This window comes from Pelagivirga sediminicola (assembly GCF_003072125.1).
GTDB lineage: Bacteria > Pseudomonadota > Alphaproteobacteria > Rhodobacterales > Rhodobacteraceae > Roseovarius > Roseovarius sediminicola.
In genome coordinates this window covers 276,678-303,120 of the sequence record NZ_QCYH01000003.1, presented here as the reverse complement: position 1 = coordinate 303,120, position 26,443 = coordinate 276,678, and the positions used below count along the sequence as shown (strand labels likewise).

General features: G+C 64.1%; 29 protein-coding genes. 21 read left to right on the top strand and 8 right to left on the bottom strand.

All coding sequences use genetic code 11. The features are described 5' to 3' along the window. Positions 1-88: 88 nt before the first annotated feature. Positions 89-1,483 (bottom strand): sensor histidine kinase RegB, encoded by a 1,395-nt coding sequence (regB, locus tag DC366_RS07750; RefSeq protein WP_108691617.1) that lies wholly within the window; start codon positions 1,481-1,483, stop codon positions 89-91. Between the two features lie 115 nt (positions 1,484-1,598). Between regB and DC366_RS07745 the strand changes: the two genes are divergently transcribed. Together DC366_RS07745 and DC366_RS07740 are read left to right on the top strand one after the other, a co-directional pair. Next, positions 1,599-2,222 carry an SCO family protein gene (locus DC366_RS07745; protein ID WP_108691616.1) on the top strand — a complete coding sequence of 208 codons (624 nt, stop codon included), beginning with the start codon at positions 1,599-1,601 and terminating at the stop codon, positions 2,220-2,222. A gap of 81 nt (positions 2,223-2,303) precedes the next feature. Then, complete coding sequence (locus tag DC366_RS07740) at positions 2,304-2,855, top strand: ActR/PrrA/RegA family redox response regulator transcription factor (RefSeq protein WP_108691729.1); 552 nt, start codon at positions 2,304-2,306, stop codon at positions 2,853-2,855. A 68-nt stretch (positions 2,856-2,923) separates the two neighbouring features. Here the strand turns inward: DC366_RS07740 and DC366_RS07735 are convergent, their stop codons facing one another. Then, positions 2,924-4,150 (bottom strand): argininosuccinate synthase, encoded by a 1,227-nt coding sequence (locus tag DC366_RS07735; RefSeq protein WP_108691615.1) that lies wholly within the window; start codon positions 4,148-4,150, stop codon positions 2,924-2,926. Between the two features lie 177 nt (positions 4,151-4,327). Here DC366_RS07735 and ilvA point away from each other — a divergent pair, with 177 nt between their 5' ends. Beyond that, a complete protein-coding gene (gene ilvA / locus DC366_RS07730; protein ID WP_108691614.1) occupies positions 4,328-5,566 on the top strand; it encodes a threonine ammonia-lyase IlvA in 1,239 nt (412 codons plus the stop codon). Positions 5,567-5,602: 36 nt separating this feature from the next. On the opposite strand, the gene DC366_RS07725 is transcribed toward ilvA, so the two are convergent. Then, a complete protein-coding gene (locus tag DC366_RS07725) occupies positions 5,603-5,944 on the bottom strand; it encodes an Hpt domain-containing protein (protein WP_108691613.1) in 342 nt (113 codons plus the stop codon). A gap of 147 nt (positions 5,945-6,091) precedes the next feature. Here DC366_RS07725 and DC366_RS07720 point away from each other — a divergent pair, with 147 nt between their 5' ends. Beyond that, positions 6,092-7,384 carry a PP2C family protein-serine/threonine phosphatase gene (locus tag DC366_RS07720; protein ID WP_439331652.1) on the top strand — a complete coding sequence of 431 codons (1,293 nt, stop codon included), beginning with the start codon at positions 6,092-6,094 and terminating at the stop codon, positions 7,382-7,384. Here the strand turns inward: DC366_RS07720 and DC366_RS07715 are convergent. Then, positions 7,359-7,802, bottom strand: a complete 444-nt coding sequence (locus DC366_RS07715) for an NUDIX domain-containing protein (RefSeq protein WP_108691611.1) — start codon at positions 7,800-7,802, stop codon at positions 7,359-7,361. The genes DC366_RS07720 and DC366_RS07715 overlap by 26 nt on opposite strands. 81 nt (positions 7,803-7,883) lie before the next feature. Between DC366_RS07715 and hslO the strand changes: the two genes are divergently transcribed. The 5 genes from hslO to DC366_RS07690 all read left to right on the top strand — a co-directional run bounded on the left by hslO (position 7,884) and on the right by DC366_RS07690 (position 12,440). Continuing rightward, entirely contained in the window at positions 7,884-8,900 is a 1,017-nt protein-coding gene (hslO, locus tag DC366_RS07710; RefSeq protein WP_108691610.1) for an Hsp33 family molecular chaperone HslO, read from the top strand. Then, positions 8,897-9,502, top strand: a complete 606-nt coding sequence (locus DC366_RS07705) for a CoA pyrophosphatase (RefSeq protein ID WP_108691609.1) — start codon at positions 8,897-8,899, stop codon at positions 9,500-9,502. Before hslO ends, DC366_RS07705 begins: the two co-directional genes overlap by 4 nt. Continuing rightward, on the top strand, positions 9,499-10,653 hold the full coding sequence (locus DC366_RS07700) for a CCA tRNA nucleotidyltransferase (protein ID WP_108691608.1): 1,155 nt from the start codon (positions 9,499-9,501) through the stop codon (positions 10,651-10,653). The genes DC366_RS07705 and DC366_RS07700 overlap by 4 nt, the downstream gene beginning before the upstream one ends. Further along, positions 10,650-11,864 (top strand): class I SAM-dependent RNA methyltransferase, encoded by a 1,215-nt coding sequence (locus DC366_RS07695; protein ID WP_108691607.1) that lies wholly within the window; start codon positions 10,650-10,652, stop codon positions 11,862-11,864. The genes DC366_RS07700 and DC366_RS07695 overlap by 4 nt, the downstream gene beginning before the upstream one ends. 78 nt (positions 11,865-11,942) lie before the next feature. After that, the gene (locus tag DC366_RS07690) at positions 11,943-12,440 is read left to right on the top strand and encodes a L,D-transpeptidase family protein (protein ID WP_108691606.1); all 498 of its coding nucleotides are present in this window, start codon (positions 11,943-11,945) and stop codon (positions 12,438-12,440) included. A gap of 124 nt (positions 12,441-12,564) precedes the next feature. On the opposite strand, the gene dalA is transcribed toward DC366_RS07690, so the two are convergent. Further along, positions 12,565-13,083, bottom strand: a complete 519-nt coding sequence (gene dalA, locus DC366_RS07685) for a divisome-associated lipoprotein DalA (protein ID WP_108691605.1) — start codon at positions 13,081-13,083, stop codon at positions 12,565-12,567. A gap of 177 nt (positions 13,084-13,260) precedes the next feature. Between dalA and DC366_RS07680 the strand changes: the two genes are divergently transcribed. Further along, positions 13,261-13,818: a L,D-transpeptidase gene (locus DC366_RS07680; protein ID WP_108691728.1), complete on the top strand. Its 558-nt coding sequence runs from the start codon at positions 13,261-13,263 to the stop codon at positions 13,816-13,818. 143 nt (positions 13,819-13,961) lie between these two features. Next, complete coding sequence (locus DC366_RS07675) at positions 13,962-14,150, top strand: hypothetical protein (RefSeq protein ID WP_108691604.1); 189 nt, start codon at positions 13,962-13,964, stop codon at positions 14,148-14,150. Positions 14,151-14,220: 70 nt separating this feature from the next. On the opposite strand, the gene hemH is transcribed toward DC366_RS07675, so the two are convergent. Continuing rightward, entirely contained in the window at positions 14,221-15,282 is a 1,062-nt protein-coding gene (gene hemH, locus DC366_RS07670; RefSeq protein ID WP_108691603.1) for a ferrochelatase, read from the bottom strand. A gap of 60 nt (positions 15,283-15,342) precedes the next feature. After that, positions 15,343-16,164, bottom strand: coding sequence for a class I SAM-dependent methyltransferase (locus DC366_RS07665; RefSeq protein ID WP_108691602.1), 822 nt, complete (start codon positions 16,162-16,164; stop codon positions 15,343-15,345). Positions 16,165-16,214: 50 nt separating this feature from the next. Between DC366_RS07665 and DC366_RS07660 the strand changes: the two genes are divergently transcribed. Genes DC366_RS07660 through DC366_RS07645 form a run of 4 tightly spaced genes read left to right on the top strand, consistent with a single transcriptional unit; the run spans position 16,215 to position 18,502 of the window. Next, positions 16,215-16,937 carry a ComF family protein gene (locus DC366_RS07660; RefSeq protein ID WP_243405070.1) on the top strand — a complete coding sequence of 241 codons (723 nt, stop codon included), beginning with the start codon at positions 16,215-16,217 and terminating at the stop codon, positions 16,935-16,937. Positions 16,938-16,971: 34 nt separating this feature from the next. Then, entirely contained in the window at positions 16,972-17,229 is a 258-nt protein-coding gene (grxC, locus tag DC366_RS07655; protein WP_108691601.1) for a glutaredoxin 3, read from the top strand. Then, positions 17,226-18,056, top strand: coding sequence for a carbon-nitrogen hydrolase family protein (locus tag DC366_RS07650; RefSeq protein WP_108691600.1), 831 nt, complete (start codon positions 17,226-17,228; stop codon positions 18,054-18,056). Before grxC ends, DC366_RS07650 begins: the two co-directional genes overlap by 4 nt. After that, positions 18,056-18,502, top strand: coding sequence for a MarR family winged helix-turn-helix transcriptional regulator (locus DC366_RS07645; RefSeq protein ID WP_108691599.1), 447 nt, complete (start codon positions 18,056-18,058; stop codon positions 18,500-18,502). Before DC366_RS07650 ends, DC366_RS07645 begins: the two co-directional genes overlap by 1 nt. Positions 18,503-18,508: 6 nt before the next feature. Here the strand turns inward: DC366_RS07645 and ubiG are convergent, their stop codons facing one another. Further along, entirely contained in the window at positions 18,509-19,255 is a 747-nt protein-coding gene (gene ubiG, locus DC366_RS07640) for a bifunctional 2-polyprenyl-6-hydroxyphenol methylase/3-demethylubiquinol 3-O-methyltransferase UbiG (protein WP_108691726.1), read from the bottom strand. Positions 19,256-19,440: 185 nt separating this feature from the next. Here ubiG and pip point away from each other — a divergent pair, with 185 nt between their 5' ends. The 6 genes from pip to infB all read left to right on the top strand — a co-directional run bounded on the left by pip (position 19,441) and on the right by infB (position 26,412). Beyond that, positions 19,441-20,415, top strand: coding sequence for a prolyl aminopeptidase (pip, locus tag DC366_RS07635; RefSeq protein ID WP_108691598.1), 975 nt, complete (start codon positions 19,441-19,443; stop codon positions 20,413-20,415). 114 nt (positions 20,416-20,529) lie between these two features. Beyond that, the gene (locus DC366_RS07630; RefSeq protein ID WP_279305755.1) at positions 20,530-20,931 is read left to right on the top strand and encodes a Hint domain-containing protein; all 402 of its coding nucleotides are present in this window, start codon (positions 20,530-20,532) and stop codon (positions 20,929-20,931) included. Positions 20,932-21,073: 142 nt separating this feature from the next. Continuing rightward, entirely contained in the window at positions 21,074-21,649 is a 576-nt protein-coding gene (rimP, locus tag DC366_RS07625) for a ribosome maturation factor RimP (RefSeq protein ID WP_108691596.1), read from the top strand. Between the two features lie 5 nt (positions 21,650-21,654). Continuing rightward, the gene (gene nusA, locus DC366_RS07620; protein WP_108691595.1) at positions 21,655-23,265 is read left to right on the top strand and encodes a transcription termination factor NusA; all 1,611 of its coding nucleotides are present in this window, start codon (positions 21,655-21,657) and stop codon (positions 23,263-23,265) included. A 22-nt stretch (positions 23,266-23,287) separates the two neighbouring features. Beyond that, positions 23,288-23,920 (top strand): RNA-binding protein, encoded by a 633-nt coding sequence (locus DC366_RS07615; protein WP_108691594.1) that lies wholly within the window; start codon positions 23,288-23,290, stop codon positions 23,918-23,920. Further along, on the top strand, positions 23,917-26,412 hold the full coding sequence (gene infB / locus DC366_RS07610) for a translation initiation factor IF-2 (protein ID WP_108691593.1): 2,496 nt from the start codon (positions 23,917-23,919) through the stop codon (positions 26,410-26,412). Before DC366_RS07615 ends, infB begins: the two co-directional genes overlap by 4 nt. Positions 26,413-26,443 lie beyond the last annotated feature (31 nt).

Genomic DNA, 26,443 nt, shown 5'->3' with positions numbered 1-26,443 from the left:
GAATGGGAGTAAAGACTGCGCCCGGCCTGGTTAACGCGCGGTTAAGCGCCGTGGGTTTCCCTGCAAAAACCTGTCGGAAAGCACGCTTTCAGGGCGTTATCGGCTGATTTTGCCCGATGCCGCCGGTCGAAACGGTGCCGTCCTGCGCAAGATCGCCAAGCGACCAGACCACTTCGACCACGGCCCCGATCCGCTCGCGCCGGGCCGAATCGGTCTGGAACGAATCGGTTCCGTTGGCAAAGCTCAGATCCGCGCCGGACCGTTCCAGAAGCGTCTTGGCAATGAAAAGACCAAGGCCCATGCCCTCGTATTCCGGCCGTTCGGGCCGGGCCGCGCGGGTTCGGCGGCGGATCAGGGGATCGCCGATCCGGCCCAGCAGATTTGGCGGATATCCCGGCCCGTCGTCCATGATGCGCAGGGCGATCGCGCTGGTGGACCAGCGGGCCTCGATCCAGACGCGGCTCTCGGCAAAATCCACGGCATTCTGGATAAGGTTGCGTAATCCATGGATAATCTCGGGTCGCCGCAGGATGATGGGCGGATCGGCGGGCGCGTCGCCGACGGGGCCATGATCGAACAGCAGCGCCTTGCCGCGATGGGCGTGCGGCTCGGCCGCCTCGTCGATGACGGCGGTGAGCGGAGCGCTGCGCATGTGCAGATCGTCCTTTCCGGCGCGGCCCATGGACCGCAGGATATCGCGGCAGCGATCGGCCTGCTGGCGGATCAGCAGCGCATCCTCGCGCGCCTCGCTGCCTTCGGGCAGATCGCTCGCCAACTCCGAGCTGGTCAGGGTGATGGTCGCCAGCGGCGTGCCCAGCTCATGCGCCGCTGCGGCGACGACGCCGCCCAGATCGGTCAGCTTCTGCTCGCGCGCGAGGGCCATCTGCGTGGCCTGAAGTGCGCTGGACATGGTGCGCATTTCCGACACCGTCCAGCGCGAGTAGACGCCCAGAAACACGATGCCGATGACGATCGCCACCCAGTTGCCGAACAAAAAGATCACCGGCACCTGCATGACCGCGCCGGTATCGGTGGTCAGTGGCAGGTGAAACCGGGCCAGCGCCGTCACGATCAGCACCGCCGTCAGCCCCAGAAAGAAGGTCGAGCGCGACGAAAGCGAGGAGGCCGACACCACCACCGGCCCCACGATCAGCACCGAGAACGGATTGTTCAGGCCCCCGGTGAGATACAGAAGAAGCCCAAGCTGGAGCAGATCGAACAGGACCATCGCCAGATTCTCGGTCTCGTTCAGGCGCTTGTTGGCCGGAAAAACCAGCGATGCCACAAGGTTGCTGACGATGGAGGCGCCGATCACCATGTAGCACAGCCCGATTTCCAGGTTCAGGTGCAGCGCGCGCTCGGCCACGATCAGTGCCGTGATCTGACCGACAACCGCCCACCAGCGCAAAAGGATGAGCGTGCGCAAGCGGATCCAGCTGCCCTGACCCTGCGGCGCGATGCGGGGATGAGATATGAGTGTCATCTGCGATAATTCGCCCTGTTGCGTGCCCTGCGGCGTCAGGTAGATGTGTCACAAACGGGCGCTTATGCCCAGAAGCCGAAACACCGTATCGGCGCGCAGAACGGAAGGATCCACCATGTCCCGCATGATTGCCATCGCCATCGCAGTCGTCGTCATTGCCTTGGCCGGCAGCCTCTACCTGATCACCGCAGGCCGGTCGGGCGGCGATTTTGCCGAATGCCGCAGCACCAGCGTTGCGGGTGCGGGCGATATCGGCGGTGATTTCACGCTGGTCGACGAGACCGGCAGGACCGTCACCAGCGCCGAGGTGCTGGACCAGCCCGCGCTCATTTACTTCGGCTACACCTTCTGCCCCGATGTCTGCCCGCTGGACGTGGCCCGCAACGCCGAGGCGACCGAGATCCTTGAGGAACGCGGCGTGATGGTAAAACCGATCTTCATCTCGATCGATCCGGCGCGCGACACGCCCGAAGTCGTGGCCGACTTCACCGATGCAATGCACGAGCGCATGCTGGGCCTGACCGGATCGCAAGAGCAGGTGCAAGCGGCAAGCCAGGCGTTCCGCACCTACTACAAGGCGCAGGAGCCGGTAGAGGGCGAGGAGGATTACTACCTCGTCGATCATTCCACCTTCACGTATTTCACGATGCCGGGCCATGGATTTGTCGAGTTCTTCCGCCGCGACATGACCGGCGAGCAGATGGCCGACAAGGTGCAATGCTTTGTTGACGCGGGCTGACCGGAGGGACGCCATCGTTTGACCGTCGCGCATTGTCGGGCTAGATCAGGGTCTGAAACACTCTGGAACTGGATGCGCATGATGGCGGACACCGAACTGGACCTGGGCGAGGACACGTCCTTGCTTTTGGTCGACGACGACGAAGCGTTCGTGCGCAGGCTGGCCAAGGCCATGGAGAAGCGCGGGTTTTCCGTTGAAGTCGCCCTGTCCGTGGAAGAGGGACGCGCCAGCGCCCTTGCCCGTCCGCCCGCCTACGCCGTTTGCGATCTGCGGCTGGAGGACGGCAACGGCCTGGACGTGGTCGAGGCCATCCGCGAGAAGCGCCCAGAAAGCCGCATCGTGGTGCTGACGGGATATGGCGCGATTGCAACCGCCGTTGCGGCCGTCAAGATCGGCGCCACCGATTACCTGTCCAAACCCGCGGATGCCAGCGACATCGTCAACGCCCTCATGGCAACGGGCGACGATCTGCCTCCGCCGCCGGAAAACCCGATGAGCGCGGATCGCGTGCGTTGGGAGCATATCCAGCGCGTCTATGAGCTGTGCGATCGGAACGTGTCCGAAACGGCGCGCCGCCTGAACATGCACCGGCGCACATTGCAGCGCATCCTGGCCAAGCGCTCACCCAGATAGGACCGCGCGGCTTTTAGCATCACAGCCAGAATGAAAGGGCAGCGTTGTGCCGCCCTTTCCGATCACGCTCACCCTTTAAGGCGGCGATCCCGCGCGGCAAGCAGCTTGAGCCGCAGGGCGTTCAGCTGGATGAAGCCCGCGGCGTCCTTCTGGTCATAGGCGCCTGCGTCATCCTCGAAGGTGACATGCGCCTCGGAATAGAGCGAGTGATCCGACCAGCGCCCGACCGTCCGCGCGCTGCCCTTGTAAAGCTTCAGCCGGACGGTGCCGGTGACATGGGTCTGGCTGGCGTCGATGGCGGCCTGAAGCATCGTGCGTTCGGGGCTGAACCAGAAGCCATTGTAGATCAGCTCGGCATATTGCGGCATCAGCTGATCCTTGAGATGCATCGCGCCGCGATCCATCGTGATTGATTCGATCCCGCGATGCGCCTCCAGCAGGATGGTGCCGCCGGGCGTCTCATAGATCCCGCGTGACTTCATGCCGACAAAGCGGCCCTCGACCAGATCGAGCCGACCGACGCCATGCTTGCCGCCCAGCTCGTTCAGCTTGGTCAGGACGGTCGCGGGGCTCATCGCCTCGCCGTTGACCGAAACGGCATCGCCGCGCTCGAACCCGACCTCGATATACTCAGGCTCGTTTGGCGCATCCTCGGGATTCACTGTGCGCTGATAAACATAATCCGGCGCCATTTCGGCGGGATCCTCCAGCACCTTGCCCTCGGACGAGGTGTGCAGCAGGTTCGCATCGACCGAAAACGGCGCTTCGCCGCGCTTGTCCTTGGCGATCGGGATCTGGTTTTTCTCGGCGAAATCCAGCAACTTGGTGCGGCTGGTCAGATCCCATTCGCGCCAGGGGGCGATCACCTTGATATCGGGGTTCAGCGCATAGGCCGCCAGTTCAAAGCGGACCTGATCGTTGCCCTTGCCGGTGGCGCCATGGGCGACGGCATCGGCGCCGGTCTCCTCCGCGATCTCGACCAGACGCTTGGAGATCAGCGGGCGCGCGATGGAGGTGCCCAGCAGATACAGCCCCTCATAGACGGCATTGGCGCGGAACATCGGAAAGACGAAATCGCGCACGAATTCCTCGCGCACGTCCTCGACATGGATGTTTTCGGGCTTGATGCCCAGCGTCAGCGCCTTCTGGCGCGCGGGCTCCAGCTCTTCGCCCTGGCCCAGATCGGCGGTGAACGTCACCACTTCGCAGCCATATTCGGTTTGCAGCCATTTCAGGATGATCGAGGTATCGAGGCCGCCGGAATAGGCCAGCACGACTTTCTTGGGCGCGGACATGAATATTTTCCTTTATCAGGGTCGCGCCGGGGCTTAGCGGGTTTTCCAGGGTCAGGCAAGGCGCCCCATTGCGGCGCGCCGCGCGCACAGAGGCCGGATGGCAGCGATACGGCGAAAACGACGTGTCATGCATGGGACGCCTTGCGCCTCGGCACGGGTTGGGGCAGGCATATCGGCATGAGTGATTTTCAGCAAAAAGCGCGGGCCGCCGAGGCCGCCATGCGCTCCGTCTTCGACGCCACGCCGCTGCAGCGCAATGAGCATCTGTCGGAGCGGTATGACGCCAACATCCTGCTCAAGCGGGAGGATCTGACCCCGGTTCGCTCGTACAAGCTGCGCGGGGCGTTCAATGCGATGCGCAAGGTTCTGGCAAAGGGCGGCGAGACGCCGACATTCGTCTGTGCAAGTGCCGGCAACCATGCGCAGGGCGTCGCCTTCATGTGCAGGCATTTCGGGGTTCAGGGCGTGATTTTCATGCCCGTCACGACGCCGCAGCAGAAAATCGGCAAGACGCGCATTTTCGGCGGCGACAATGTCCGCGTCGAGCTGACGGGTGACTATTTCGACGTCACGCTTGCGGCGGCGCAGGAGTATTGCGCGCGGATCGGCGCACATTTCCTGTCGCCCTTCGACGATGAGGACGTGATCGAAGGGCAGGCGTCGGTGATGGTCGAGATCGAGCGTGATCTGGGCGGGATGCCCGACCTCATTGTCATGCCTGTTGGCGGCGGGGGGCTGTCGGCCGGCGTGTGCAGCTATGTCGGGGATCTTGCGGAGATTACCCTTGTCGAGCCCGCGGGCGGTGCAAGCCTGCATGCCGCGCTGCTGGCGGGTGCGCCGGTGCGGCTGGATCACGTGAACACCTTTGCCGATGGCGCCGCCGTCGCCCAGATCGGCGAGCGGACGTTCCAGCGTTTGCGTCATCTGGACCCTGGACAGGCTGTGACCGTGAACGAGGATCGGCTCTGCACCACGATGATCGAGATGCTGAACATCGAGGGGATCGTGCTGGAGCCTGCCGGCGCATTGTCCGTCGATGCGCTGAAAGACATGAGAAACCGCATCCGCGGCAAGACGGTGGTCTGCGTGACCTCCGGCGGGAATTTCGATTTCGAGCGGTTGCCCGAGGTCAAGGAACGGGCGCAGCGCCATTCGGGTGTAAAGAAGTACTTCATCCTGCGCATGCCCCAGCGGCCCGGTGCGCTGAAGGACTTTCTGAACCTGCTGGGCCCCGAAGACGACATCGCCCGGTTCGAATATCTCAAGAAATCCGCGCGCAACTTCGGCTCGGTGCTGATCGGGATCGAGACCAGCCGCGAAGAGAATTTCGCGCGCCTTCTGGCCGCGTTCACGTCGGCCGGGTTCGATTATCGCGACATAACCGATGACCAAGTATTGGCCGAGTTCCTGATCTGACGGGGCCAGCGGCTCGTGCGTTTGCCGGCGGCCCTCTCAGGCCTCTGCGCCGGATTTGAGCCGCTCCAAACCCGACAGAAATGCGGTTTTTGACGCATCGAAACTGGCCAATGTGGCGGGCATGTCGATCTGCGCATGCTGGCCGTTTGCAGCCGCCGTCTCAGCCCTCTGGCAAAACTCCGAAAAGGTGCGAAACCCCAGGTTCAGCGCGCTGCCCTTGAGCATGTGCAGTCTTGCCTCCAACTGGGCCGTTTCGCAACCGTCGCGCAGTTGGCAGATTTCCTCTTCCACCTCTTCCAGAAACAGCACGACCACATCACAGAAATCATCGGCGCCGATCTCGTCGCGCAATTCGGTGATCCGGGCCCAATCGATCATTTTTGCATCCCTCCTTGGCCGATGAGGATGGCGCAAACTCCTTAACGGCAGGTTATTGAGCACTGGAAGGCCGAATGTTTTTCGCGTTCACCGAATGTTAAGCCGCCGTGCGCTATGACTTTCGGATTGAGTTCGAAGGGAAATATTGTGTCCCATTCCATTGATCTGGCGCCCGCGGGCGAGGCGAGCGACGCGCCAACCGCGCCGCGTGCAATCCGGCATATCCTTGTCGTGGACGACAGCCGTCTTCAACGCCGCATCCTCGCGGCGTCATTGAAAAAATGGGGATTTGCTATCACCGAGGCTGACTCGGGCGAGGCCGCATTGGAAATCTGCCGCCAGACGCCGCCGGATCTGGTGCTGAGCGACTGGATGATGCCTGGCATGTCCGGCATCGAGTTCTGCGGCCGGTTTCGGCAGATGGCGCGGGAAAATTATGGGTATTTCATCCTTCTGACGTCCAAATCGGACAAGGCGGAAATCGCCAGCGGGCTGGATGCCGGCGCCGATGATTTCCTCACCAAACCCGTCAATCCGGGCGAATTGCGCGCGCGCATCGCTGCGGGCGAGCGGATATTGCAGATGGAGCGTGAGCTGACTCAGAAAAACCAACTTGTCAGCTCGACGTTGGGGGAACTTCGTGCGCTCTATGATTCGCTCGACAATGATTTGATCGAGGCAAAGAAGCTGCAGCAATCGCTGGTCAGCGATCGCCACCGCGATTACGGCACCGCAGAAGTGTCCATGCTGCTGAGGTCATCGGGGCATGTCGGCGGCGATCTGGTGGGCACATATGCGATCAGCGACACCCGCATCGGTCTTTACGGAATCGATGTGTCCGGCCACGGGATCAGTTCGGCACTGATGACGGCGCGTCTGGCCGGATACCTGTCCGGCGCGGCCCCCGAACAGAATGTCGCGATGCGCCGAATGCCCGACGGCACCTTCGCGCCGCACCCCCCGGGCCAGACGATCGCGGCCCTCAACAATCTGTTCCTGAACGAAATGGAGACCGAGCATTATTTCACCCTGCTGCTGGCCGATGTCGATCTGGCGACCGGCCGCGTCGTGATGGCGCAGGCGGGCCACCCTTATCCGGCGGTGCAGCGCGCCGATGGCACGGTCGAGGCGGTGGGCTGCGGCGGCTTGCCGGTGGGCCTTATTCCCGGCGCCGAATTTCAGGAATTCGAGGTGCAGCTTGCGCCAGGCGATCGGCTGATGATCCATTCTGACGGGGTCACGGAATGCGCGGCGCAGGATGGCACGCTTCTGGACGATGACGGGCTGGGCCGCATCCTGCGCGACCTGCGCGGCGTGCGCGCAATGGCGTGCCTTGAATCGTTGATCTGGAAGCTGGCCGAATTCTCGGGCGATGACAATTTCGCCGATGACGTGTCCGCCATCCTACTGGAAATCAAGCCAATTCGGCCCAGCGGCTGACGAACATCCTGTCGCCCTCGTTGCTCAAATTCCGTGCCGCATCGTCCGCGCTTATGACCAGGGGGGTGTGCCCTGCCTCGGTTGGGGCGCACAAGGCGCGCACCGGGCGAGCAACGTATATCGTGCACAGCTTTTCGGCCCACATGTCATATTCGGGCATATAGACGAAGCGGCGGAACGCCCCCATCCGGCGCGGTGCCGCGATGATCCATCCGGTCTCTTCCATCACCTCCCGGTGGAGGGCCCGCAGCGGTGATTCGCCCGGATCGATGCCGCCGCCGGGCAGTTGCAATTCGGTCGTTTCCGCCTCCTGCCGCGTGACAAGCAGGCCGCGCGGCCGCGGCAGGATGGCATAGACGCCGCGGCGCACACGATATCTCTGGTCATGTCGCGGCGGCGATCCCACGCGTCTGATCATATCGCTCGTTCCCCTTGGACGGCGGGTTGCCCCTGCCTATATCTTCGCGATATGCCAAGGTCCGGCAGATAAGGAAACCCCATGACACTCGGTAAAAAACTTGCCTGGGACGACACGGTTCTGCCGTTCCAGCTGGATAATTCGGATATTCGCGGGCGTGTTGCGCGCCTCGACGGGGTGCTGGGCGGTATTCTGAAACAGCATGAGTATCCCCCGGTGGTCGAGGCGCTGGTGGCCGAAATGGCCCTTCTGACGGCCCTGATCGGCCAGACGATCAAGCTGCGCTGGAAATTGTCGCTGCAGGTTCAGTCGAATGGCCCGGTCCGCATGATCGCGACCGATTACTATGGCCCTACCGAGGAGGGCGAGCCTGCCCGCATCCGCGCCTATGCCAGCTATGACGCCGATCGCCTGACGGATGCCGAGCCGTTCGCGCAGGTGGGCGAGGGCTATTTCGCGATCATGATCGATCAGGGCAAGGACATGACCCCCTATCAGGGCATCACGCCGCTGGACGGCGGCAGCCTGCGCGCCTGCGCCGAGGCGTATTTTGCCCAGTCCGAACAGATCCCGACCCGCTTTGCGCTCAGCTTTGGCCGCTCGACCGAGCAGGGCGGGGCTGAGCATTGGCGCGCCGGGGGCGTCATGCTGCAACATATGCCCAAGGCATCGCCGCTCGTTACCGAAGGCGGCAGCGGCGAGGCCGGCCTGTTGCAGCCTGCCGATGTCGCGCCGGAGGGCGAGGAGGGGGAGAACTGGAACCGGGCCAATATCCTTCTTGATACGGTTGACGAGCTGGAGCTGATCGGCCCCAGCGTCGCGCCGACCGACCTGTTGCTGCGCCTTTTCCACGAGGAGATGCCGCGCGTATTCGACGCGCAGCCTGTCCGCTTTGGCTGCACCTGCTCGGAAGAGCGCGTGCGCCAGAGCCTGTCGATCTATTCGGCCAAGGACATCCAGACGATGACCACGGATGAGGGCCGCGTCACGGCCGATTGCCAGTTCTGCGGCGCGCATTACGATCTGGATCCCGATACGCTGGGGTTCGACGGGGAGGGGCAGGGCGCAGGCAGCAAGGATGATGGCGGCACGCCATGACGGCGGCCGATCCGATTGCTGCAGTGGCGGGCGCGCTGGGCCGCGCGCACGATGCGACCTCCGATTTCGATCTGAACCCCGAAACCGTCCTGTCGCCGGGGCGCCGCCTGCGCCCGGCCGGCGTTCTGGTCCCGCTGATGATGGGCGCAGGCGGCGCGCGGGTGGTATTGACGCACCGCTCGTCCGCGCTCAAGCATCATCCCGGCCAGATTGCCTTTCCGGGCGGCAAGCAGGACGAGGGCGACGCCGACGTGACGGCCGCCGCGCTGCGGGAGGCGCATGAGGAAATCGGCCTGCAACCGGGCAATGTCGAGGTGTTGGGATACCTTCCCACGCATGAGACGGTGACGGGGTTTCTCGTCACGCCCGTCGTTGCCCGCATCCTTTCGCCCTACACACCCGTTCCGGAAGAGGCCGAAGTGGCCGAAGTGTTCGACGTGCCGCTCGATCACGTGTTGCAGCAGGCTCGCTATCGGATCGAGGCACGCTATTGGCGGGGGACGATGCGGCGGTATTATACCGTGCCGTTCGGCCCCTATTACATCTGGGGCGCGACCGCGCGGATGCTGCGCGCATTGGCAGACGTGGCAGGATCGCCGTGAGGATAGATGCGCCCTGGCTGAGCGAGCCGTCGCTGCAGGCGGTGTTCGCGGCGTTTGAGGCGGCAGGCCATCGCGTTTGGCTGGTGGGCGGGGCGGTCCGGAACGCCGTTCTGGATGAGCCGGTCGAGGATCTGGACCTTGCCACCGACGCCACGCCCGATCAGATGGCGCAACTGGCCGCCGTGGTCGGGATCAAGGCGGTGCCGACCGGCGCCGAGCATGGCACCATGACGCTGATCGCGCAGGGCGTGCCCCATGAGGTGACGACGTTCCGCCGCGATGTCGAAACCTTCGGCAGGCGCGCCACTGTCGCGTTCACCCGCGAGATGGCCGAAGATGCGCGGCGCCGCGATTTCACGATGAATGCGCTTTACGCGGATGCAGGCGGGCAGGTCATCGACCCGCTGGGCGGCTTGGCGGATGCGCTGGCGCGGCGGGTGCGTTTCGTCGGTGACGCGGGGCAGCGCATTGCCGAGGATTATCTGCGTATCCTTCGGTTTTTCCGGTTTCATGCCCAATATGGCGGCGCGGGCGGGATGGATGCCGAGGGTCTGGCCGCGATCGCGCAACATCTCGATGGCCTGTACGGCCTTGCGCGCGAACGGATCGGCAGTGAGATGCGCCGCCTTCTGGCCGCGCCCGACCCGGCGCCGGCCGTCGGCGCCATGGCGCAGGTCGGGGCGTTGGGGCGCATCCTGCCGGGCGCGGACACGCGCGCGCTGGCGCCGCTGGTGCATCTGGAACATGAGGCGGGCGCCGCGCCGGATGCCATGCGCCGCCTTGCCGCGCTGGGCGGCGATGATGTGCGCGACCGTTTGCGCCTGTCCAACAGCGACAGCGCGCGTCTGGATCTTTTGCGCGGCGAAATCGGCGCGATCACCGATGCGTCGACGCTGGGCTATCGGCACGGCGCGAATGCGGCGCGCGACATCCTGCTTCTGCGCGCCGCGATGTTGGAGATGCCGCTGGACAACGCCGCACTAAAAGCAGCCCATGTGGGCGCGGGCGCGGTTTTCCCGGTCACGGCCAAGGACCTGATGCCGCGCTATGAGGGCGCGGCGCTGGGCGCGCGGCTAAAGACGCTGGAGGCCCGCTGGATTGCGTCGGGCTTTGCCCTGACGCGGCAGGATCTGCTGGATGAGGCGCCATGAGCTATCGCATCGAACGTCTGGGCCATCATGGCGACGGTATCGCGGAGGGGCCCGTCTTTGCCCCGATGACGCTGCCGGGCGAGGTGGTCAGCGGAACGCTGACAGGCCAGCGGCTGAGCGATATTCGCATCCTTGAGCCCAGCGACCGCCGGGTGAGCCCGCCTTGCCGCCATTTCAAGACCTGCGGTGGCTGCCAGTTGCAGCATGCCGATGATGACTTCGTCGCCGCGTGGAAGGAAGATGTGGTGCGCACCGCCCTTGCCGCGCACGGGCTGGACGCCCCGTTCCGCCCCATGGCCATCTCGTCGCCCAGCGCGCGCCGCCGCGCGACACTGTCCGCGCGGCGCACGAAAAAGGGCGCGATGGCAGGGTTTCACAGCCGCGCCTCGGACGTCATCGTCGAAATTCCGGACTGTCGATTGCTGCATCCCGATCTGATGCGCGCCATACCGATGGCCGAGGCGCTGGCGCAGCATGCCGCCAGCCGCAAGGGCGCGCTGGACGTGGCGGTCTGCCTGTCGCGTGGGGGGCTGGACGTGAATGTCGCGGGGGGCCGCAATCTGGACGGGCCGCTGCGGATCGTTTTGGCGCAACTGGCCGAGGCGCATGATCTGGCCCGTCTTGCCTGGCAGGGCGAGGTGATCGCCACGCGCCGCCAGCCTGTCCAGCGCTTCGGCAACGCCGATGTTGTCCCGCCGCCCGGCGCGTTCCTGCAGGCCACCGCCGAGGGGGAGGCCGCGCTGTTGGCAGATGTTGCCGAGGCGATAGCGGGCGCGTCGCGCATTGTCGATCTCTTCGCGGGATGCGGCACCTTCGCGCTGCCGCTGTCGGCGAATGCGCAGGTTCACGCGGTCGAGGGTGACGCGGCGATGATCGCCGCGCTGGAGGCCGCGTGGCGCAAGGCGGACGGGTTGAAACAGCTCACCGGTGAGGCGCGCGATCTCTTTCGCCGCCCGATGCTGCCGGAGGAGTTGAAGCGGTGCGACGGCGCGGTGATCGACCCTCCGCGCGCCGGGGCCGAAGCGCAGGTCGCGCAACTGATCGCCGCGGCAATTCCGCGCGTCGCGTATGTGTCCTGCAACCCCGTCACCTTCGCGCGCGACGCCGCCGCGCTGGTCCAGGGCGGTTACGCCTTGCGCGGATTGCGCGTGATCGATCAGTTCCGCTGGTCAAGCCATGTGGAGCTATGTGCCGATTTCGCATTGATTTGAACCGGAGCTGCGAATTCCCCCTATCTCCATGCCGCCCATCCGGGTTATGAAGGGAAAAAAACAAATCGAGTAGGGCATATGAGACTTCTGAAAATTCTGGCCATCGGGCTGATGCTTGTCGGGCTTGCGGCGTGCAGCTCCAAGTTCAAGACATATCGCGGACCCGAGGTCACGCATGTCGTTCTGAAAAAGAGCGAGCGCAAGATGTATCTGCTGCACCACAATACGGTGCTGGAGGATTATGATTTCGACCTTGGTTTCATGCCGGTTGGCCACAAGATGCAGGAAGGCGACGGGCGCACGCCCGAAGGCACCTATCTGATCGACAGGCGCAATCCGAACAGCAAGTTCCACCTGTCGATCGGCATTTCGTATCCCAATGTGGTGGATCGTGCGCAGGCCTATGCCAATGGCAAAAGCCCCGGCGGCGATATCTTCATCCATGGTCAGCCGAACGGGTTCAAAGGCCGTAACCGCCCGGACTGGACTGCCGGCTGCATTGCGGTGACCAACAAGGAGATGGAGTGGATCTATGCGATGGTCAGGGACGGAACGCCGATCACGCTTTATCCCTGAGTGCGGTTCCGGCCGCGGTGCCGGGGGTCATGCCCGGTAATAGAAAAGCGCCGGAAGGGGATGATCCCTTTCCGGCGCTTTTGCATGCTGGGTTGCCTGGAAAACATAACCAGGCGGGCGCGTGTCAGCCACCCATGATCATGGTCCACCAGATTTTGCCGTTGTTTTCCTGCAGCCAGGAAAAGCCCATCTCGCGCGCCTTGGGCGACAGGACCACCTTGCGCGTGCTCGGCTCGTCCATCCAGGCGGCGAGCGTCTCCAGCTCGGTCTCGTAGGTTTCCGAAATGGTCTCGCCGACAAGGTTGCCGGTGTAGCCGACGCGGCGCACGCGGTCGATCGGCGAGGAGCCGTCCGAGCCGAAATGCCACGGGCGGTTCTGCACGGACATGTCGCGCGAATGGGTTGCGGCGGCCGCGTTCAGCTGCGCGTTCATCTGGACGGGCGGACGCCCCGCGCCCTCGCGAAGCGCGTTGACCGAATCCAGCATGCGATACTGGATCGCCGAGGTATCGCTGCCGCGGATGCGATAGACCTTCGGCAACGGCTTGCCATCAGGGCCGATCTGCGGCTCGGTCGGAACGGAGGGCGCGCAGGCGCTCAGGGCGAGCATCGCGGAGATGAGAAGAACCAGAATTCTAGACATAAGCTAAGGACCACCCGGCTTGATTTGTGTTTGCAAGCTCTACAGTGCCAGGCGTTGCGTTTCAAACCCACATGGTCAGAACTTTGCCAATGGCGCATGGTTTGAATTGCGACTGCGACATTCGGGCAATATGCTTGTGCCCTTGATCCCACGCTGGCCATGTCGGAGGTAACTGTGATGCGAAATTCCCATAAGTTCCTGAACAGGCGTAGTTTTCTGGCGGGATGCGCGGCCTTGATCGGCGCCCCGGCCATCGCGGAAACCTCGGGTGTGCGACGAAATATCTCAAGTTTTCGTTCGCTTGACTGGCGGCCCTATTTTTCCAGCCTTCGCAACGGCGCCGTGCTTGTCGATATTGATTCGCGCGCCCTGCATTTCTGGGCCGCGGACGGCAGGACTTACCGGCTCTACCCCTCGTCGGTGCCGCTTTCGGAGGATCTTACGCGGCGCGGTCGCACCAGTGTGGTCCGCAAGGTCGAGGGGCCCAGCTGGTCACCGACGCCCAATATGCTCAAGCGCAATCCCGAATGGCCCGCCTTCGTGCCGCCCGGTCCGGACAATCCGCTGGGCACCCATGCGCTCTATCTGGGGTGGAAGTATTACCGCATCCACGGCACCCATGACACGCGCAAGATTGGCCGGAAATCATCCAATGGCTGCATCGGTCTGTATAACGAGCATATTGCCGAGCTTTTCAGCCTGACCAGGGTCGGCACGCAAGTGTTGCTTATTTGACGAAACGGCAGCCTTTCATGGGGCTTAGCCGCCAAATTGCAATTGCAATCACGAAAATTTGCTGGTTAGAAAATTGACACGAGGTAAACGTCTTGGGTGCTTGCCGTCGCGATGTGCGGCGCAGGCTATTTTTGGAGTATAACATGAAGAAACTCGTTCTCGCCGCCGCTCTGTCCGCTGCCGCTTCGACCGCCTTTGCAGGCAACATGGAGCCGCCCGTCATGGAAGCGCCCGTCATCGTCGAAGAGACCAACGCAAGCTCGTCGTCCGCCGGCGTGTGGGTTCCGCTGGTTCTGCTGGCCATCGTCGCAGCTGTGATCGCAGCCGACTAAGCCTTTTGCGAAACGTTTTAGGGAAAAGGCGCTGCACCACACGGTCCGGCGCCTTTTTCCATTGGGCGGATCAGTCCAGCCAACCGCGCAAATTCTCGCGAATGACACCTGCCAGCGCGTCGATATGCGCGGGGCTGTCATTGAGGCAGGGGATATAGGTGAACTCCTCGCCGCCGGCCTCTTCAAAGCTTTCGCGGATCTCATCGTTGATCTCTTCCAGCGTTTCGATGCAATCGGCCGAAAACGCGGGCGCGATGACCGCGATGCGGCGCTTGCCATCCTCGCGGGCAAGGCGCGCGACCTCGTCCACCGTATAGGGCTTCAGCCATTCCTCGGGGCCAAAGACCGACTGGAACGTAGTCGTGATCTGACTGTCCTCCCATCCAAGCCGCTCTTTCAGAAGGCGCGTCGTTTTCTGGCACTGGCAATGATAGGGATCGCCCTCCATCAGGTAGCGCTGGGGCATGCCGTGATATGACACGACCAGGATTTCGGGCCGCGCGGCGCCCGCATAGGCCGTCTCGACGGATCGCGCGAGTGCCTCGATGTAATCGGGATGATCGAAATAGGGTGCGATCGTCCGCGCGGCGGGCTGGCGGACCTCCTTCATCAGCGCGCGAAAGAACTCGTCATTCGCGGTGGCTGACGTCGCGCCGGCGTAATGCGGGTAAAGCGGAACGAACAGGATGCGGGTGCATCCCGCCTCGATCATCTCGCGCACCTTCAAGCGGGTCGAGGGGTTGCCGTAGCGCATGCAGAAATCGACCATGACATCATCGCCATATTCGGCGGCCATCCTGGTGCGCATCGCGTCGGTCTGATCGCGCGTGATGGTCATCAGGGGGCTTTCGTTCTTGTCCTCGTTCCAGATGGATTTATACGCCTTGCCGGAGGTGAAGGGCCGTTTGGTCAGGATCACCAGCTGCAAGAGCGGCTGCCATTTCCATGGCGAATAGTCGATGACGCGGCGGTCGGACAGGAACTCGTTCAGATAGCGGCGCATCGACCAGTAATCGTAATTGTCCGGCGTGCCGAGATTGGCCAGCAGGATGCCGGTTTTCTCGCGCGGGATCGCCGGATGTCCGGAGGGCGCGTGTACGGGGCAGGTGGCCTGAATGGTTGGCTCTGTCATGATGGCTGTCCTTTGTGCTGCGCCGCTGTCATCCCGCACATAAGCGAAACGGGCAGGGGGTCAATCCGGAAGGGGCGTCTCGCGGGTGTTGAGCGCGTCGGCCAGCCGCATCCTGGCCGATCCGGGACGCAGCGGTTGCGGTTGCGACGCATCGGGGCACCAGCCGGTCAGAAAGATCAGATCGTAAGTTGCCGTGATCCGGCCCGCGCCGTCGCCAAAGCTGTCTGCGTAGATCTGTGCGGCCCGCTCAAACACCGCGCGGCGGGCAAAATTACGCGGGCGCGCCTGCATCGCGTTGCCTTCGCCCATCGCGCGCAGATCATGCAAAAGCGCGGTCATATCCGCATAACTGGCCGTCAGCGGCACGCTGTCCACCACCGGCAGGGTCATGCCCGCCCGTTGCAAAAGGCCGCCGAGGTCGCGCACCTCGCCGGTCGGGGCGATGCGGGGCGAGAGGCCGCCCGTCACCTCGGCCTCGGCCTGCGCAAGGCTCGCGCGCAACTGGTGCAGCGTGGTTCCCCCCGGCATCACGCCCAGAAAGAGACCATCGGGCCTGAGCGCGCGCCGGACCTGGATAAGCTGCCCGACAGGGTCATTCGCCCAGTGCAGCGCCATCGCGTGAATGACCAGATCATGCGCGCCGGGCTCCAGCGCCAGCGTTTCGTCGTCCGCGGCGATCATGGCATTGGGAAACGCCGCGCGCCACGGGCCCGGCCAGCCGGTTACGATTGCCGGATCTGTAAACGCTTTGTTAACCAAGGAGAGGCGATCCTGCACCTCGTCGATCGCCGCATCATGCAGGAAAAGCGCAGGCTCCGCCGCGGCGGCGCGGGCGCGCTGGCGCAAAAGGGCGTTGCGATCGGTAAGGCGCGGTGCAGTCATGAAAGGGCCATCATTTCCATGCCGGGGACATATAGGTGAAGGCCGCGCATTTGCAATCGGCACTTCGGTTGGTCTATCCGCCGCGCTGCACTGTCTGCGGCGGTCTGGTGGAGACCGATTTCGGGCTGTGCGGCCCCTGCTGGCGGGACACGCCCTTCATCTCGGGGCAGGTGTGCAACCTCTGCGGCACGCCTTTGCCGCCCGGGCCGGATGCGCCGGACGATCTGCTGACATGCGATGATTGCCTTGCGGTGCCGCGACCATGGGACGCGGGGCGCGCCGCGCTTCGCTATTCCGGTAACGGGCGCAAGCTGGTGCTGGCGCTCAAGCATGGGGACCGCCACGATATGGTCCGCCCTGCCGCCGTGTGGATGGCGCGCGCGGCGAAACCGCTGCTGCGCCCCGATACGCTGATCGCGCCGGTGCCGCTGCACTGGATGCGCCTGCTGTCGCGGCGGTATAATCAGGCGGCGCTGCTGGCGCGCGCCGTCGCCGGTCAGACCGGGCGCCCGCACTGCCCCGATCTGCTGATCCGCCCCCGCGCGACACCCAGTTTGGGCGGTCTTGGCCGCGATGCCCGTTTTGCCACGCTGGAGGGGACGATCCGGGTGCATCCAAGGCGCCGAATGCGCATTGCCGGGCGTCACATCCTGCTGGTCGACGATGTCATGACATCGGGCGCGACGTTTTCGGCGGCGACCGAGGCCTGCCTTGCGGCGGGTGCGGCGGGCGTCGATATTCTGGTACTGGCGCGCGCGGCCAAGGACCCCTAGATTCGGGGGCACCCCAACCGATGAAAGGCCAGCCATGCAACCTGTCGAAATCTATACGTCTCCGCTCTGCGGGTTTTGCCACGCGGCCAAGCGCCTTCTGGCGCAGAAGAACGTCAACTTCTCCGAGATCGACATCGCCGCGCATCCCGAACGCCGCAGCGAGATGACGAAGCGCGCCAATGGCGGGCGCACGGTGCCGCAGATCTTTATCGGCGATACCCATGTGGGCGGCTGCGACGATCTGTTCGCGCTGGAGCGGGCGGGCAAGCTGGACAAGCTGCTGGCGGCATGAAGGCCGCGCTGGTCCAGCTGTGCAGCGGCGATGACCCTGCTGCCAACCTCCCTGTGACGGCGGCGTTGATCCGGCAGGCTGCCGCCGCAGGGGCCGGTTTTGTGCTGACGCCCGAAGTCACCAACTGCGTCTCGGCCAGCCGCGCGCGGCAGATGGAGGTGCTGACCACCGAGGCCGAGGACCGCACGCTGGCCGCCCTGCGCGATCTGGCCGCGGCGCACGGTATCTGGCTGCTGATCGGCTCACTGGCGCTGAAGACCGGTGATGTGGACGGGCGCTTTGCCAACCGGTCCTTCTTGATCGCGCCCGATGGGGCGGTCGCGGCGCGCTATGACAAGATCCATATGTTCGACGTGACCATCTCGGACAGCGAAAGCTATCGCGAATCCGCCGGATATCGCCCCGGCGCGCAGGCGGTTCTGGCCGATATGCCCTTTGGGCCGCTGGGCATGACCATCTGCTATGACGTCCGCTTTGCGCATCTTTACCGCAACCTGGCGCAGGCAGGCGCGCGGGTTCTGACGGTCCCGTCCGCGTTCTCCCCTGTCACCGGCGCCGCGCATTGGGAAACGCTTTTGCGCGCCCGCGCGATCGAGACGGGCGCCTATGTGCTGGCGCCCGCGCAGACAGGCACGCATGCCGCCAGTCAGGGCGCGCCGCGCCGCACCTACGGTCATTCAGTGGCGATCTCGCCTTGGGGCGCGGTGCTGGCCGATGCCGGAACGGCGCCGGGGGTGATTTACGTTGATCTGGACATGAACGAGGTGGCACAAGCGCGCCAGCGCATCCCGGCGCTGATGCATGATCCCGGATTTGGCGGCCCCTGATGGAAGACACCCCCACCAATGCGCTCGCGGTCGCGCTGTTCAGCGAAATCCTGACCAACGATCAACTGATCCGGAACCAGCTGAGCCGCGTGTTGCCCAAGGGCATGGAAATCTCGCATTTCTCGGTGCTGAACCATCTGGCCCGCGCCGGCGCCGAGCGGAGCCCTGCCGAGCTGGCCCGCAGCTTTCACGTCACGCGCGGCGCCATGACCAACACCCTGCACAAGCTGGAATGGGCTGGATATGTCCACATCCGCCCCGATTGGGACGATGCCCGGCGCAAACGCGTGTCGATCAGCCCCGCGGGCCGCACCGCACGCGAGGCGGCGATCTCGTCAATCACGCCGCTGATTTCCGAGGTCGTCTCGGAGCTGGGCGAGGACAAGGTGCGCAGCGCCCTGCCGGTCCTGCGCAGCCTGCGCGCCCGGCTGGGAAGCGATGAGTGACGCGCGTTACGCCGGTTTGCGGCTGGCCGTCACGTAATTCACGCTCAGATCCCGGTCCGAGATCGACCATTTCCAGCTGACCGGATTGAAGACGAACCCCTTGCGGTCCAGCGGCTCCAGCCCCGCCTGCCGCAGCAGATCATACAGCTCATCGGGCGTGATGAACTTGGCCCAGTCATGCGTGCCCTTCGGCAGCCAGCGCATCACATGCTCGGCGCCGATGATGGCCATGACATAGCTTTTCGGATTGCGGTTGAGGGTCGAGCAGACATGCAGCCCGCTGGGTTTTAAAAGCTGCCGACACGCCGTCAGATAGGCCAGCGGATCGCTCACATGTTCGACTACTTCCATGTTCAGCACGGCGTCGAACTGTTCGCCCGCATCCGCCAGCGCCTCGGCGGTCGTGTGACGATAGTCGATGTTCAGCCCCGATTGCTCGGCATGAAGCTGCGCGACGGGGATGTTCCGCTCGGCCGCGTCGGCGCCAACCACATCGGCATCGAGCCGCGCCATCGGCTCGGACAAGAGGCCCCCGCCGCAGCCGATATCGAGGATCCGCAAACCGGCGAATGGCGCTTCGCCGCCCAGATCACGGCCGAACTCGGCAGCGATCTGCCGGGTGATATAGTCGAGCCTGCATGGGTTCATCATGTGCAGCGGCTTGAACTTGCCGGCCGGATCCCACCATTCCTCGGCCATGGCCTGAAACTTGGCGACTTCGCCCTCGTCTATCGTGGATCCCGCCCTTTGCATTTCGCTCTCCGTGTGGTCCATTGCGCCCAAGGCGCATCTTGTGATCCCTTGCGCCAACGGCGCATGCTGTGGTCAATCGCGCCAAAGACGCTTATCTGATGTGTCGGCTGGCCAAGGGCCGCGATTGCCATCGCGCAGGCACGCTTCTGCTATCCGCTCTTGGCGTGATTTAACATAGGACGGACATGGATAAAATCTCGGGGCATAAAAGCGCGGTGCAGTATCTCTACCCGCCGGTCGAGCCTTTTGACCGGCAGATGCTGAGCGTCGGCGACGGCCACGAGATCTATGTCGAGCAATCCGGCAACCCCGAAGGAGAGCCCGTCGTCGTGTTTCACGGCGGCCCCGGCGGTGGCTGCAGCCCTGCGATGCGGCGATATTTCGATCCGGCGGCCTACCGCATCATCCTGTTCGATCAGCGCGGCTGCGGGCGCTCCAAGCCGCACGCGTCCGTCGAGGCGAACACGACTTGGCATCTGGTGGACGATATCGAACTGATTCGCCGCAGCTTTGGGATCGAGCGCTGGATCGTCTTTGGCGGCAGCTGGGGCGCCACGCTGGCGCTGATCTATGGCATCACGCATCCCAACCGCTGCGCGCATCTGGTGCTGCGCGGTGTCTTCACCATGACCCAGGCCGAGCTTGGCTGGTTCTACGGCGGCGGCGCCGGTCTGTTCTGGCCCGAGACTTGGGCGCGCTTTGTCGAGCCGATCCCGGAGGGCGAGCGCGGCGATCTGATCGGCGCGTATCACAAGCGGCTTTTCTGCGGCAATTCGCACACCGAAACCGTCTATGCCAGGGCGTGGAGCGCATGGGAAAATGCGCTGGCAACGGTGAATTCCACCGGGGTCGGCGGCGACGGTCCGGCCGAATATGCGCGCGCCTTTGCCCGGCTGGAGAACCACTATTTCACCCATGCGGGATTTCTTGAGCATGACGGCTGGATCCTGGCCAACATCCACCGGCTGGCCGAGGTGCCGGGTGTGATCGTGCAGGGCCGGTATGACATGATCTGCCCGCCCGCCACCGCCCATACGCTGGCGGGCGCGTGGCCTGCCTGCAGGCTGAACATGATCCCGCTGGCGGGGCACGCCCTGTCCGAGCCGGGCATCAGCGCTGAACTGGTGCGCATCATGGATGGCCTGGCGCACCGCGGCTGATCCAGCTTTGCAATAGAATGAAGAATTTTCGTTAAAAATTGAGGCTTAATGCCTCGTCAACCGCTGTGCCGCATCCTGCATTGAAAATGTGGAGATGAGGCATGGCCGACGAATTTGGAACAGGCGGCAACGATACGATCATCACCGGTGGCGGCGATGATTATGCCGACGGCGGCGCCGGGAACGAAATACACGATGGTCCCGGCGGTCAAGCTGGTGGACCGCCCCGGCATCCGCCGGATGCGCCGCGTCGCGCAGGCGGAATATTACAACATCCTGCTTGATCGTCATTCGGTTCTGGATGCCGAAGGCATGCTGGTCGAATCGCTGCTGGTGACGCTTCGCAGCCAGGCGCGACTACCTGACTCCCTTCGGCGGCAGTATCCAAATTGCCCCGCGATGCGGCCCGCGCATGCGATTGGCCGCACCGCTGCGGGCCTTGATTTCGTTCCGTTCGACAGCACCGCGCCGAACCCCGAGGGCCGCCCTGAAAACGTCCGCGTCGCCACCGCCTGACAAAGATCTTGCAGTTTCTGGCCGGCGGGCCTATATCCCCCTCAACAGCGGCGCGCTTCGGGTCCAAACCGAGATGCTCCACCGGATAAGTCAACGGGCCGCGCGCCCGTTTTTTTGTGCTTGAAAGACTGACCTGACCGCCATGACCAACGACCTTATCGCCAAAGCCGCCATCGACCGCCGCATGGCCGAGATCATTACCCCCGTGATCGAGGATCTGGGGTTCGAGCTGGTCCGCGTGCGGCTGATGGGCGGCAAGTATCACACCCTGCAAGTCATGGTCGAACGGCCCGAGGGCGGCATCGAGGTGGATGAATGCGCCAAGGTGTCGACAGCGCTCAGCGCCGTGCTGGACGTCGAGGATCCGATCACCGAGCAATATACGCTTGAGGTGTCCAGCCCCGGCATCGACCGGCCCCTGACACGGCTCAAGGATTTCGAGACGTTCGAGGGCTACGAGGCCAAAATCGAGACGAACGAGCTGATCGACGGGCGCAAGCGCTTCAAGGGGATGCTGGCCGGGGTTGAGGGCACCGAGGTGCTGATCAACGTCGAGGAAGGCACCATCGGCCTTGAATTCGACTGGCTGGCCGACGCCAAGTTGGTCCTGACCGACGAGCTGATCAAGGAAATGCTGCGCCAGCGCAAGGCGGCGGGCACGATAAACGAAACCGAATTTGACGAAATCCAGACTGATACCGGTTCTGAGGAGGACTGAAATCCATGGCAATCACATCTGCAAACCAGCTTGAGCTGCTGCAAACCGCCGAGGCCGTGGCCCGCGAAAAGATGATCGACCCCGGTCTGGTGGTCGAGGCGATGGAAGAATCGCTCTCGCGCGCTGCGAAATCCCGCTATGGCGCCGAAATGGATATCCGCGTCAGCATCGACCGCAAGACGGGCCGCGCGACATTCACCCGCGTGCGCACCGTCGTCGAGGATGACGCGGTCGAAAACTATCAGGCCGAATTCACCGTCGAGCAGGCCAAGCAATACATGACCGATCCGCAAATCGGCGACGAGTTCCGCGAGGAGGTGCCCCCGGTCGAGATGGGCCGCATCGCCGCGCAATCGGCCAAGCAGGTGATCCTGCAAAAGGTCCGCGAAGCCGAGCGCGACCGCCAGTTCGAGGAGTTCAAGGATCGCGCAGGCACCATCATCAACGGTCTGGTCAAGCGCGAGGAATACGGCAACGTCATCGTCGACGTGGGCCGCGGCGAGGCCATCCTGCGCCGGAACGAGAAGATCGGCCGCGAGGCCTATCGCCCCGGCGACCGCATCCGCTGCTACATCAAGGACGTGCGCCGCGAGCAGCGCGGCCCGCAGATCTTCCTGTCGCGCACCGCGCCGGAATTCATGGCCGAGCTGTTCAAGATGGAAGTGCCTGAAATCTATGACGGCATCATCGAGATCAAGGCCGTGGCCCGCGATCCCGGCAGCCGTGCCAAGATCGCTGTCATCAGCTATGACAACTCAATCGACCCGGTCGGCGCCTGCGTCGGCATGCGCGGCAGCCGCGTGCAGGCTGTCGTGAACGAGCTTCAGGGCGAAAAGATCGACATCATCCCGTGGAACGATGATCAGCCCACGTTCCTCGTGAACGCGCTGCAACCCGCCGAAGTGACCAAGGTGGTTCTGGACGAGGAGGCCGGCAAGATCGATGTGGTCGTCCCCGAGGAACAGCTGAGCCTTGCCATCGGTCGCCGTGGCCAGAACGTGCGCCTTGCCAGCCAGCTGACCGGTCTGGACATCGACATCATGACCGAAGCCGAGGACAGCGAGCGCCGCCAGAAGGAATTCGAGGAGCGCACCGGCCTCTTCATGGAGAATCTGGATCTGGACGAGTTCTTTGCCCAGCTTCTGGTCTCCGAAGGGTTCACCAATCTCGAAGAGGTCGCCTATGTCGAGCTCGACGAGCTCCTGGTCATCGACGGTGTCGACGAGGGCACCGCTCAGGAATTGCAGGCGCGCGCCCGCGATATCTTGGAGGCCAAGGCCAAGGCCGCGCTGGACAGGGCGCGCGAGCTGGGTGTCGAGGACAGCCTGGTTGAATTCGAGGGGCTGACACCCCAAATGGTGCTTGCGCTGGCCGAGGATGGCGTAAAGACGCTGGAAGATTTCGCGACCTGCGCCGATTGGGAGCTGGCCGGCGGCTGGACCATCCAGGATGGCGAGCGCGTCAAGGACGACGGATTGCTGGAGCCTTTCGACGTGTCGCTGGAGGAAGCGCAGGATATGGTGATGACGGCGCGGGTCCTGCTGGGCTGGGTCGATCCCACCGAGCTGGAGCCCGACACGGACGAAGACGCGGCCGAGGAGGAGTCCGAAGCCTGATCGCAGGCTTCGGAGGCATCTCATGGGGCGCGGCGGGCAACCCAAAGACCGAAGCGACGGTCCCGAGCGTAAATGCATCGCCACGGGCGAGGTGCAACCAAAGCACGGGCTGATCCGTTTTGTCATTGGCCCCGATGGTCAGGTCGCGCCCGATCTGATGGAAAAGCTGCCGGGCCGTGGTATCTGGGTGGCGGCAGATCGTGCCGCGCTGGACAAGGCGTCAAAGAAGGGGCTTTTCGCCCGCGCCGCGAAGCAGCCGGTTCAGGTGGCCGACGGAATGACGGATTGGGTTGAAAGCCTGCTGGCGCAGCGGGTGGTCAACCTGATCAGCCTTGCGCGCAAGGGCGGTCATGCCGTTGCGGGTTATGAGAAGGTCAAGGATTGGCTGGCCAAAGAAGAGGCCGAGGTTCTGATCCAGGCCAGCGACGGCTCGGAGCGCGGGAAATCCAAGCTCAGCACGCCGCATTACGGGAATTTCATCGGCTGGCTGACCGCCGATGAGCTGGGTCAGGCCTTCGGGCGACAAACCACGATCCACGCGGCACTGTCCGCTGGTGGTTTGACGCAACGTGTTGTAGATGAGGCGGCAAGGCTCAAGGGCCTGCGCGTTTCGGACGATGGCAGCGGCCATCGGAAAGGAAAGAAGACCAAATGAGCGACAACGACGGTAAAAAGACATTGGGCGTCCGTGGCGGTCCGCGAGCGGGCAACGTGAAGCAAAGCTTCAGCCATGGCCGGACCAAGAACGTCGTGGTGGAAACCAAGCGCAAGCGCGTTGTCGTTCCCAAACCGGGTGCGGGCAACCTGGCGGGCGCTGGCAAACCCGCGCCCATCAGCGATCCCTCCAAGCGCCCCGCAGGCATTTCCGACGCCGAGATGGAGCGCCGGATGAAAGCGCTTCAGGCCGCCAAGGCCCGCGAAGGCGAGGATGCCGCGCGCCGCGCCGCCGAGGAAAAGGAACGCGAGGAAGAGCGCCAGCGCCGCCGCGAGGAGGCCGAGGCCAAGGAGCGCGAAGAGCAGGAGCGTCTCGACGCGCTCAAGGCCAAGGAACAAGAGGACGAGCGCCAGCGCCGCGCCGCCGAGGATGCGGCCAAGCAAGCCGCCGCCGCCCCGGCCGAGCCTGAAGCAGGCGGCCGCGTCGCGCGCAGCGCGCCCGCGCCGTCTTCCGCCCCGCGCGGCAAGCAGCAGGACCGCGAAGCCGACCAGAAGCGCCCGACCAAGGGCAAGGGCATGGGCGATGACAGCCGCCGCTCCGGCAAGCTGACGCTGAATCAGGCCCTGTCCGGCGGCGAAGGCGGCCGCCAGAAATCCATGGCCGCGATGAAGCGCAAGCAGGAGCGCAATCGCCAGAAGGCGATGGGCGGCACGCAGGAGCGCGAAAAGATCATCCGCGACGTTCAGTTGCCGGAAACCATTTCCGTCGCCGAGCTGGCCAACCGCATGGCCGAGCGCGTCGCGGACGTGGTCAAGGCGCTGATGAACAACGACATGATGGTCACGCAGAACCAGGCGATCGACGCCGACACTGCCGAGCTCATCATCGAGGAATTCGGCCACCGTGTCGTGCGCGTCTCTGACGCCGACGTCGAGGACGTGATCGCCAAGGTCGAGGACAAGGCCGAGGACATGAAGCCGCGTCCGCCGGTCATCACGATCATGGGCCATGTCGATCACGGCAAGACATCGCTTCTGGATGCGATCCGCAACGCCAAGGTCCAGTCGGGCGAGGCGGGCGGCATCACGCAGCATATCGGTGCCTACCAGGTCAAGACGGCGAACGGCTCGGTCCTGTCCTTCCTCGACACGCCCGGCCACGCGGCCTTTACGTCGATGCGTGCGCGCGGCGCTCAGGTGACCGATATCGTCGTGCTGGTCGTTGCGGCCGATGATGCCGTGATGCCGCAGACCGTCGAGGCGATAAACCACGCCAAGGCGGCCAAGGTGCCGATGATCGTCGCGATCAACAAGATCGACAAGCACGAGGCGAACCCGCAAAAGGTGCGCACCGACCTGCTTCAGCACGAAGTCGTGGTCGAGGCGATGTCCGGCGATGTTCAGGACGTCGAAGTCAGCGCCAAGAGCGGCAAGGGCATTGACGATCTGCTGGAGGCCATCGCGCTTCAGGCCGAGATCCTCGAACTCAAGGCAAACCCGAACCGCGCCGCCGAAGGTGCCGTGATCGAGGCGCAGCTGGATGTGGGCCGCGGCCCCGTTGCCACCGTCCTGGTCCAGAAGGGCACACTGCGCCAGGGCGACATCTTTGTCGTCGGCGAGCAGTATGGCAAGGTCCGTGCGCTGATCAACGACCGCGGCGAGCGCGTCAAGGAGGCGGCCCCGTCCGTTCCTGTCGAAGTGCTCGGCATCAACGGCACACCCGAGGCCGGCGATGTTCTGAACGTGGTCGATACCGAGGCACAGGCGCGCGAGATTGCCGAGTACCGCTCCAACGCGGCCAAGGAACGGCGCGCCGCAGCGGGCGCCGCCGTGACGCTGGATCAGCTCATGGCGCAGGCCAAGGAAGACAAGAACGTGGCCGAGATGCCGATCCTCGTGAAGGCGGACGTTCAAGGCTCGGCCGAGGCGATCGCGCAGGCGATGGAGAAGATCGGCAACGACGAGGTGCGCGTGCGCGTGCTTCATTCCGGGGTCGGCGCCATCACCGAATCCGATATCGGCCTTGCCGAAGCGTCGGGCGCGCCGGTCTTCGGCTTCAACGTCCGGGCCAATGCGCCCGCGCGTCAAAGCGCGAACCAGAAGGGTGTGGAGATCCGGTATTACTCGGTGATCTACGATCTGGTCGATGATGTGAAAGCGGCAGCGTCGGGCCTTCTGGGCAACGAGATCCGCGAGAAGTTCATCGGCTATGCCAAGATCCTGGAAGTGTTCAAGGTCACCGGCGTCGGCAAGGTTGCCGGGTGCCTGGTCACCGAAGGCATTGCGCGCCGCTCGGCCGGTGTGCGTCTGCTGCGCGACGACGTGGTGATCCACGAAGGCACGCTGAAGACGCTCAAGCGCTTCAAGGACGAAGTGGCCGAAGTGCAGTCTGGCCAGGAATGTGGCATGGCATTCGAGCGCTACGAGGATATCCGTCCCGATGACGTGATCGAGATCTTCGAGCGCGAAGAAATCGTGCGCACGCTGGATTGATCGCGGATCGGCTGAAATGACAAGGGCGCCC

Bases quoted from the DNA above. Each gene is read 5' to 3' on its own strand.
- regB (WP_108691617.1), bottom strand. From the start codon at position 1,483: ATGACACTCATATCTCATCCCCGCATCGCGCCGCAGGGTCAGGGCAGC.
- DC366_RS07745 (WP_108691616.1), top strand. From the start codon at position 1,599: ATGTCCCGCATGATTGCCATCGCCATCGCAGTCGTCGTCATTGCCTTG.
- DC366_RS07740 (WP_108691729.1), top strand. From the start codon at position 2,304: ATGGCGGACACCGAACTGGACCTGGGCGAGGACACGTCCTTGCTTTTG.
- DC366_RS07735 (WP_108691615.1), bottom strand. From the start codon at position 4,150: ATGTCCGCGCCCAAGAAAGTCGTGCTGGCCTATTCCGGCGGCCTCGAT.
- ilvA (WP_108691614.1), top strand. From the start codon at position 4,328: ATGAGTGATTTTCAGCAAAAAGCGCGGGCCGCCGAGGCCGCCATGCGC.
- DC366_RS07725 (WP_108691613.1), bottom strand. From the start codon at position 5,944: ATGATCGATTGGGCCCGGATCACCGAATTGCGCGACGAGATCGGCGCC.
- DC366_RS07715 (WP_108691611.1), bottom strand. From the start codon at position 7,802: ATGATCAGACGCGTGGGATCGCCGCCGCGACATGACCAGAGATATCGT.
- hslO (WP_108691610.1), top strand. From the start codon at position 7,884: ATGACACTCGGTAAAAAACTTGCCTGGGACGACACGGTTCTGCCGTTC.
- DC366_RS07705 (WP_108691609.1), top strand. From the start codon at position 8,897: ATGACGGCGGCCGATCCGATTGCTGCAGTGGCGGGCGCGCTGGGCCGC.
- DC366_RS07695 (WP_108691607.1), top strand. From the start codon at position 10,650: ATGAGCTATCGCATCGAACGTCTGGGCCATCATGGCGACGGTATCGCG.
- DC366_RS07690 (WP_108691606.1), top strand. From the start codon at position 11,943: ATGAGACTTCTGAAAATTCTGGCCATCGGGCTGATGCTTGTCGGGCTT.
- dalA (WP_108691605.1), bottom strand. From the start codon at position 13,083: ATGTCTAGAATTCTGGTTCTTCTCATCTCCGCGATGCTCGCCCTGAGC.
- DC366_RS07680 (WP_108691728.1), top strand. From the start codon at position 13,261: ATGCGAAATTCCCATAAGTTCCTGAACAGGCGTAGTTTTCTGGCGGGA.
- DC366_RS07675 (WP_108691604.1), top strand. From the start codon at position 13,962: ATGAAGAAACTCGTTCTCGCCGCCGCTCTGTCCGCTGCCGCTTCGACC.
- hemH (WP_108691603.1), bottom strand. From the start codon at position 15,282: ATGACAGAGCCAACCATTCAGGCCACCTGCCCCGTACACGCGCCCTCC.
- DC366_RS07665 (WP_108691602.1), bottom strand. From the start codon at position 16,164: ATGACTGCACCGCGCCTTACCGATCGCAACGCCCTTTTGCGCCAGCGC.
- grxC (WP_108691601.1), top strand. From the start codon at position 16,972: ATGCAACCTGTCGAAATCTATACGTCTCCGCTCTGCGGGTTTTGCCAC.
- DC366_RS07650 (WP_108691600.1), top strand. From the start codon at position 17,226: ATGAAGGCCGCGCTGGTCCAGCTGTGCAGCGGCGATGACCCTGCTGCC.
- DC366_RS07645 (WP_108691599.1), top strand. From the start codon at position 18,056: ATGGAAGACACCCCCACCAATGCGCTCGCGGTCGCGCTGTTCAGCGAA.
- ubiG (WP_108691726.1), bottom strand. From the start codon at position 19,255: ATGCAAAGGGCGGGATCCACGATAGACGAGGGCGAAGTCGCCAAGTTT.
- pip (WP_108691598.1), top strand. From the start codon at position 19,441: ATGGATAAAATCTCGGGGCATAAAAGCGCGGTGCAGTATCTCTACCCG.
- rimP (WP_108691596.1), top strand. From the start codon at position 21,074: ATGACCAACGACCTTATCGCCAAAGCCGCCATCGACCGCCGCATGGCC.
- nusA (WP_108691595.1), top strand. From the start codon at position 21,655: ATGGCAATCACATCTGCAAACCAGCTTGAGCTGCTGCAAACCGCCGAG.
- DC366_RS07615 (WP_108691594.1), top strand. From the start codon at position 23,288: ATGGGGCGCGGCGGGCAACCCAAAGACCGAAGCGACGGTCCCGAGCGT.
- infB (WP_108691593.1), top strand. From the start codon at position 23,917: ATGAGCGACAACGACGGTAAAAAGACATTGGGCGTCCGTGGCGGTCCG.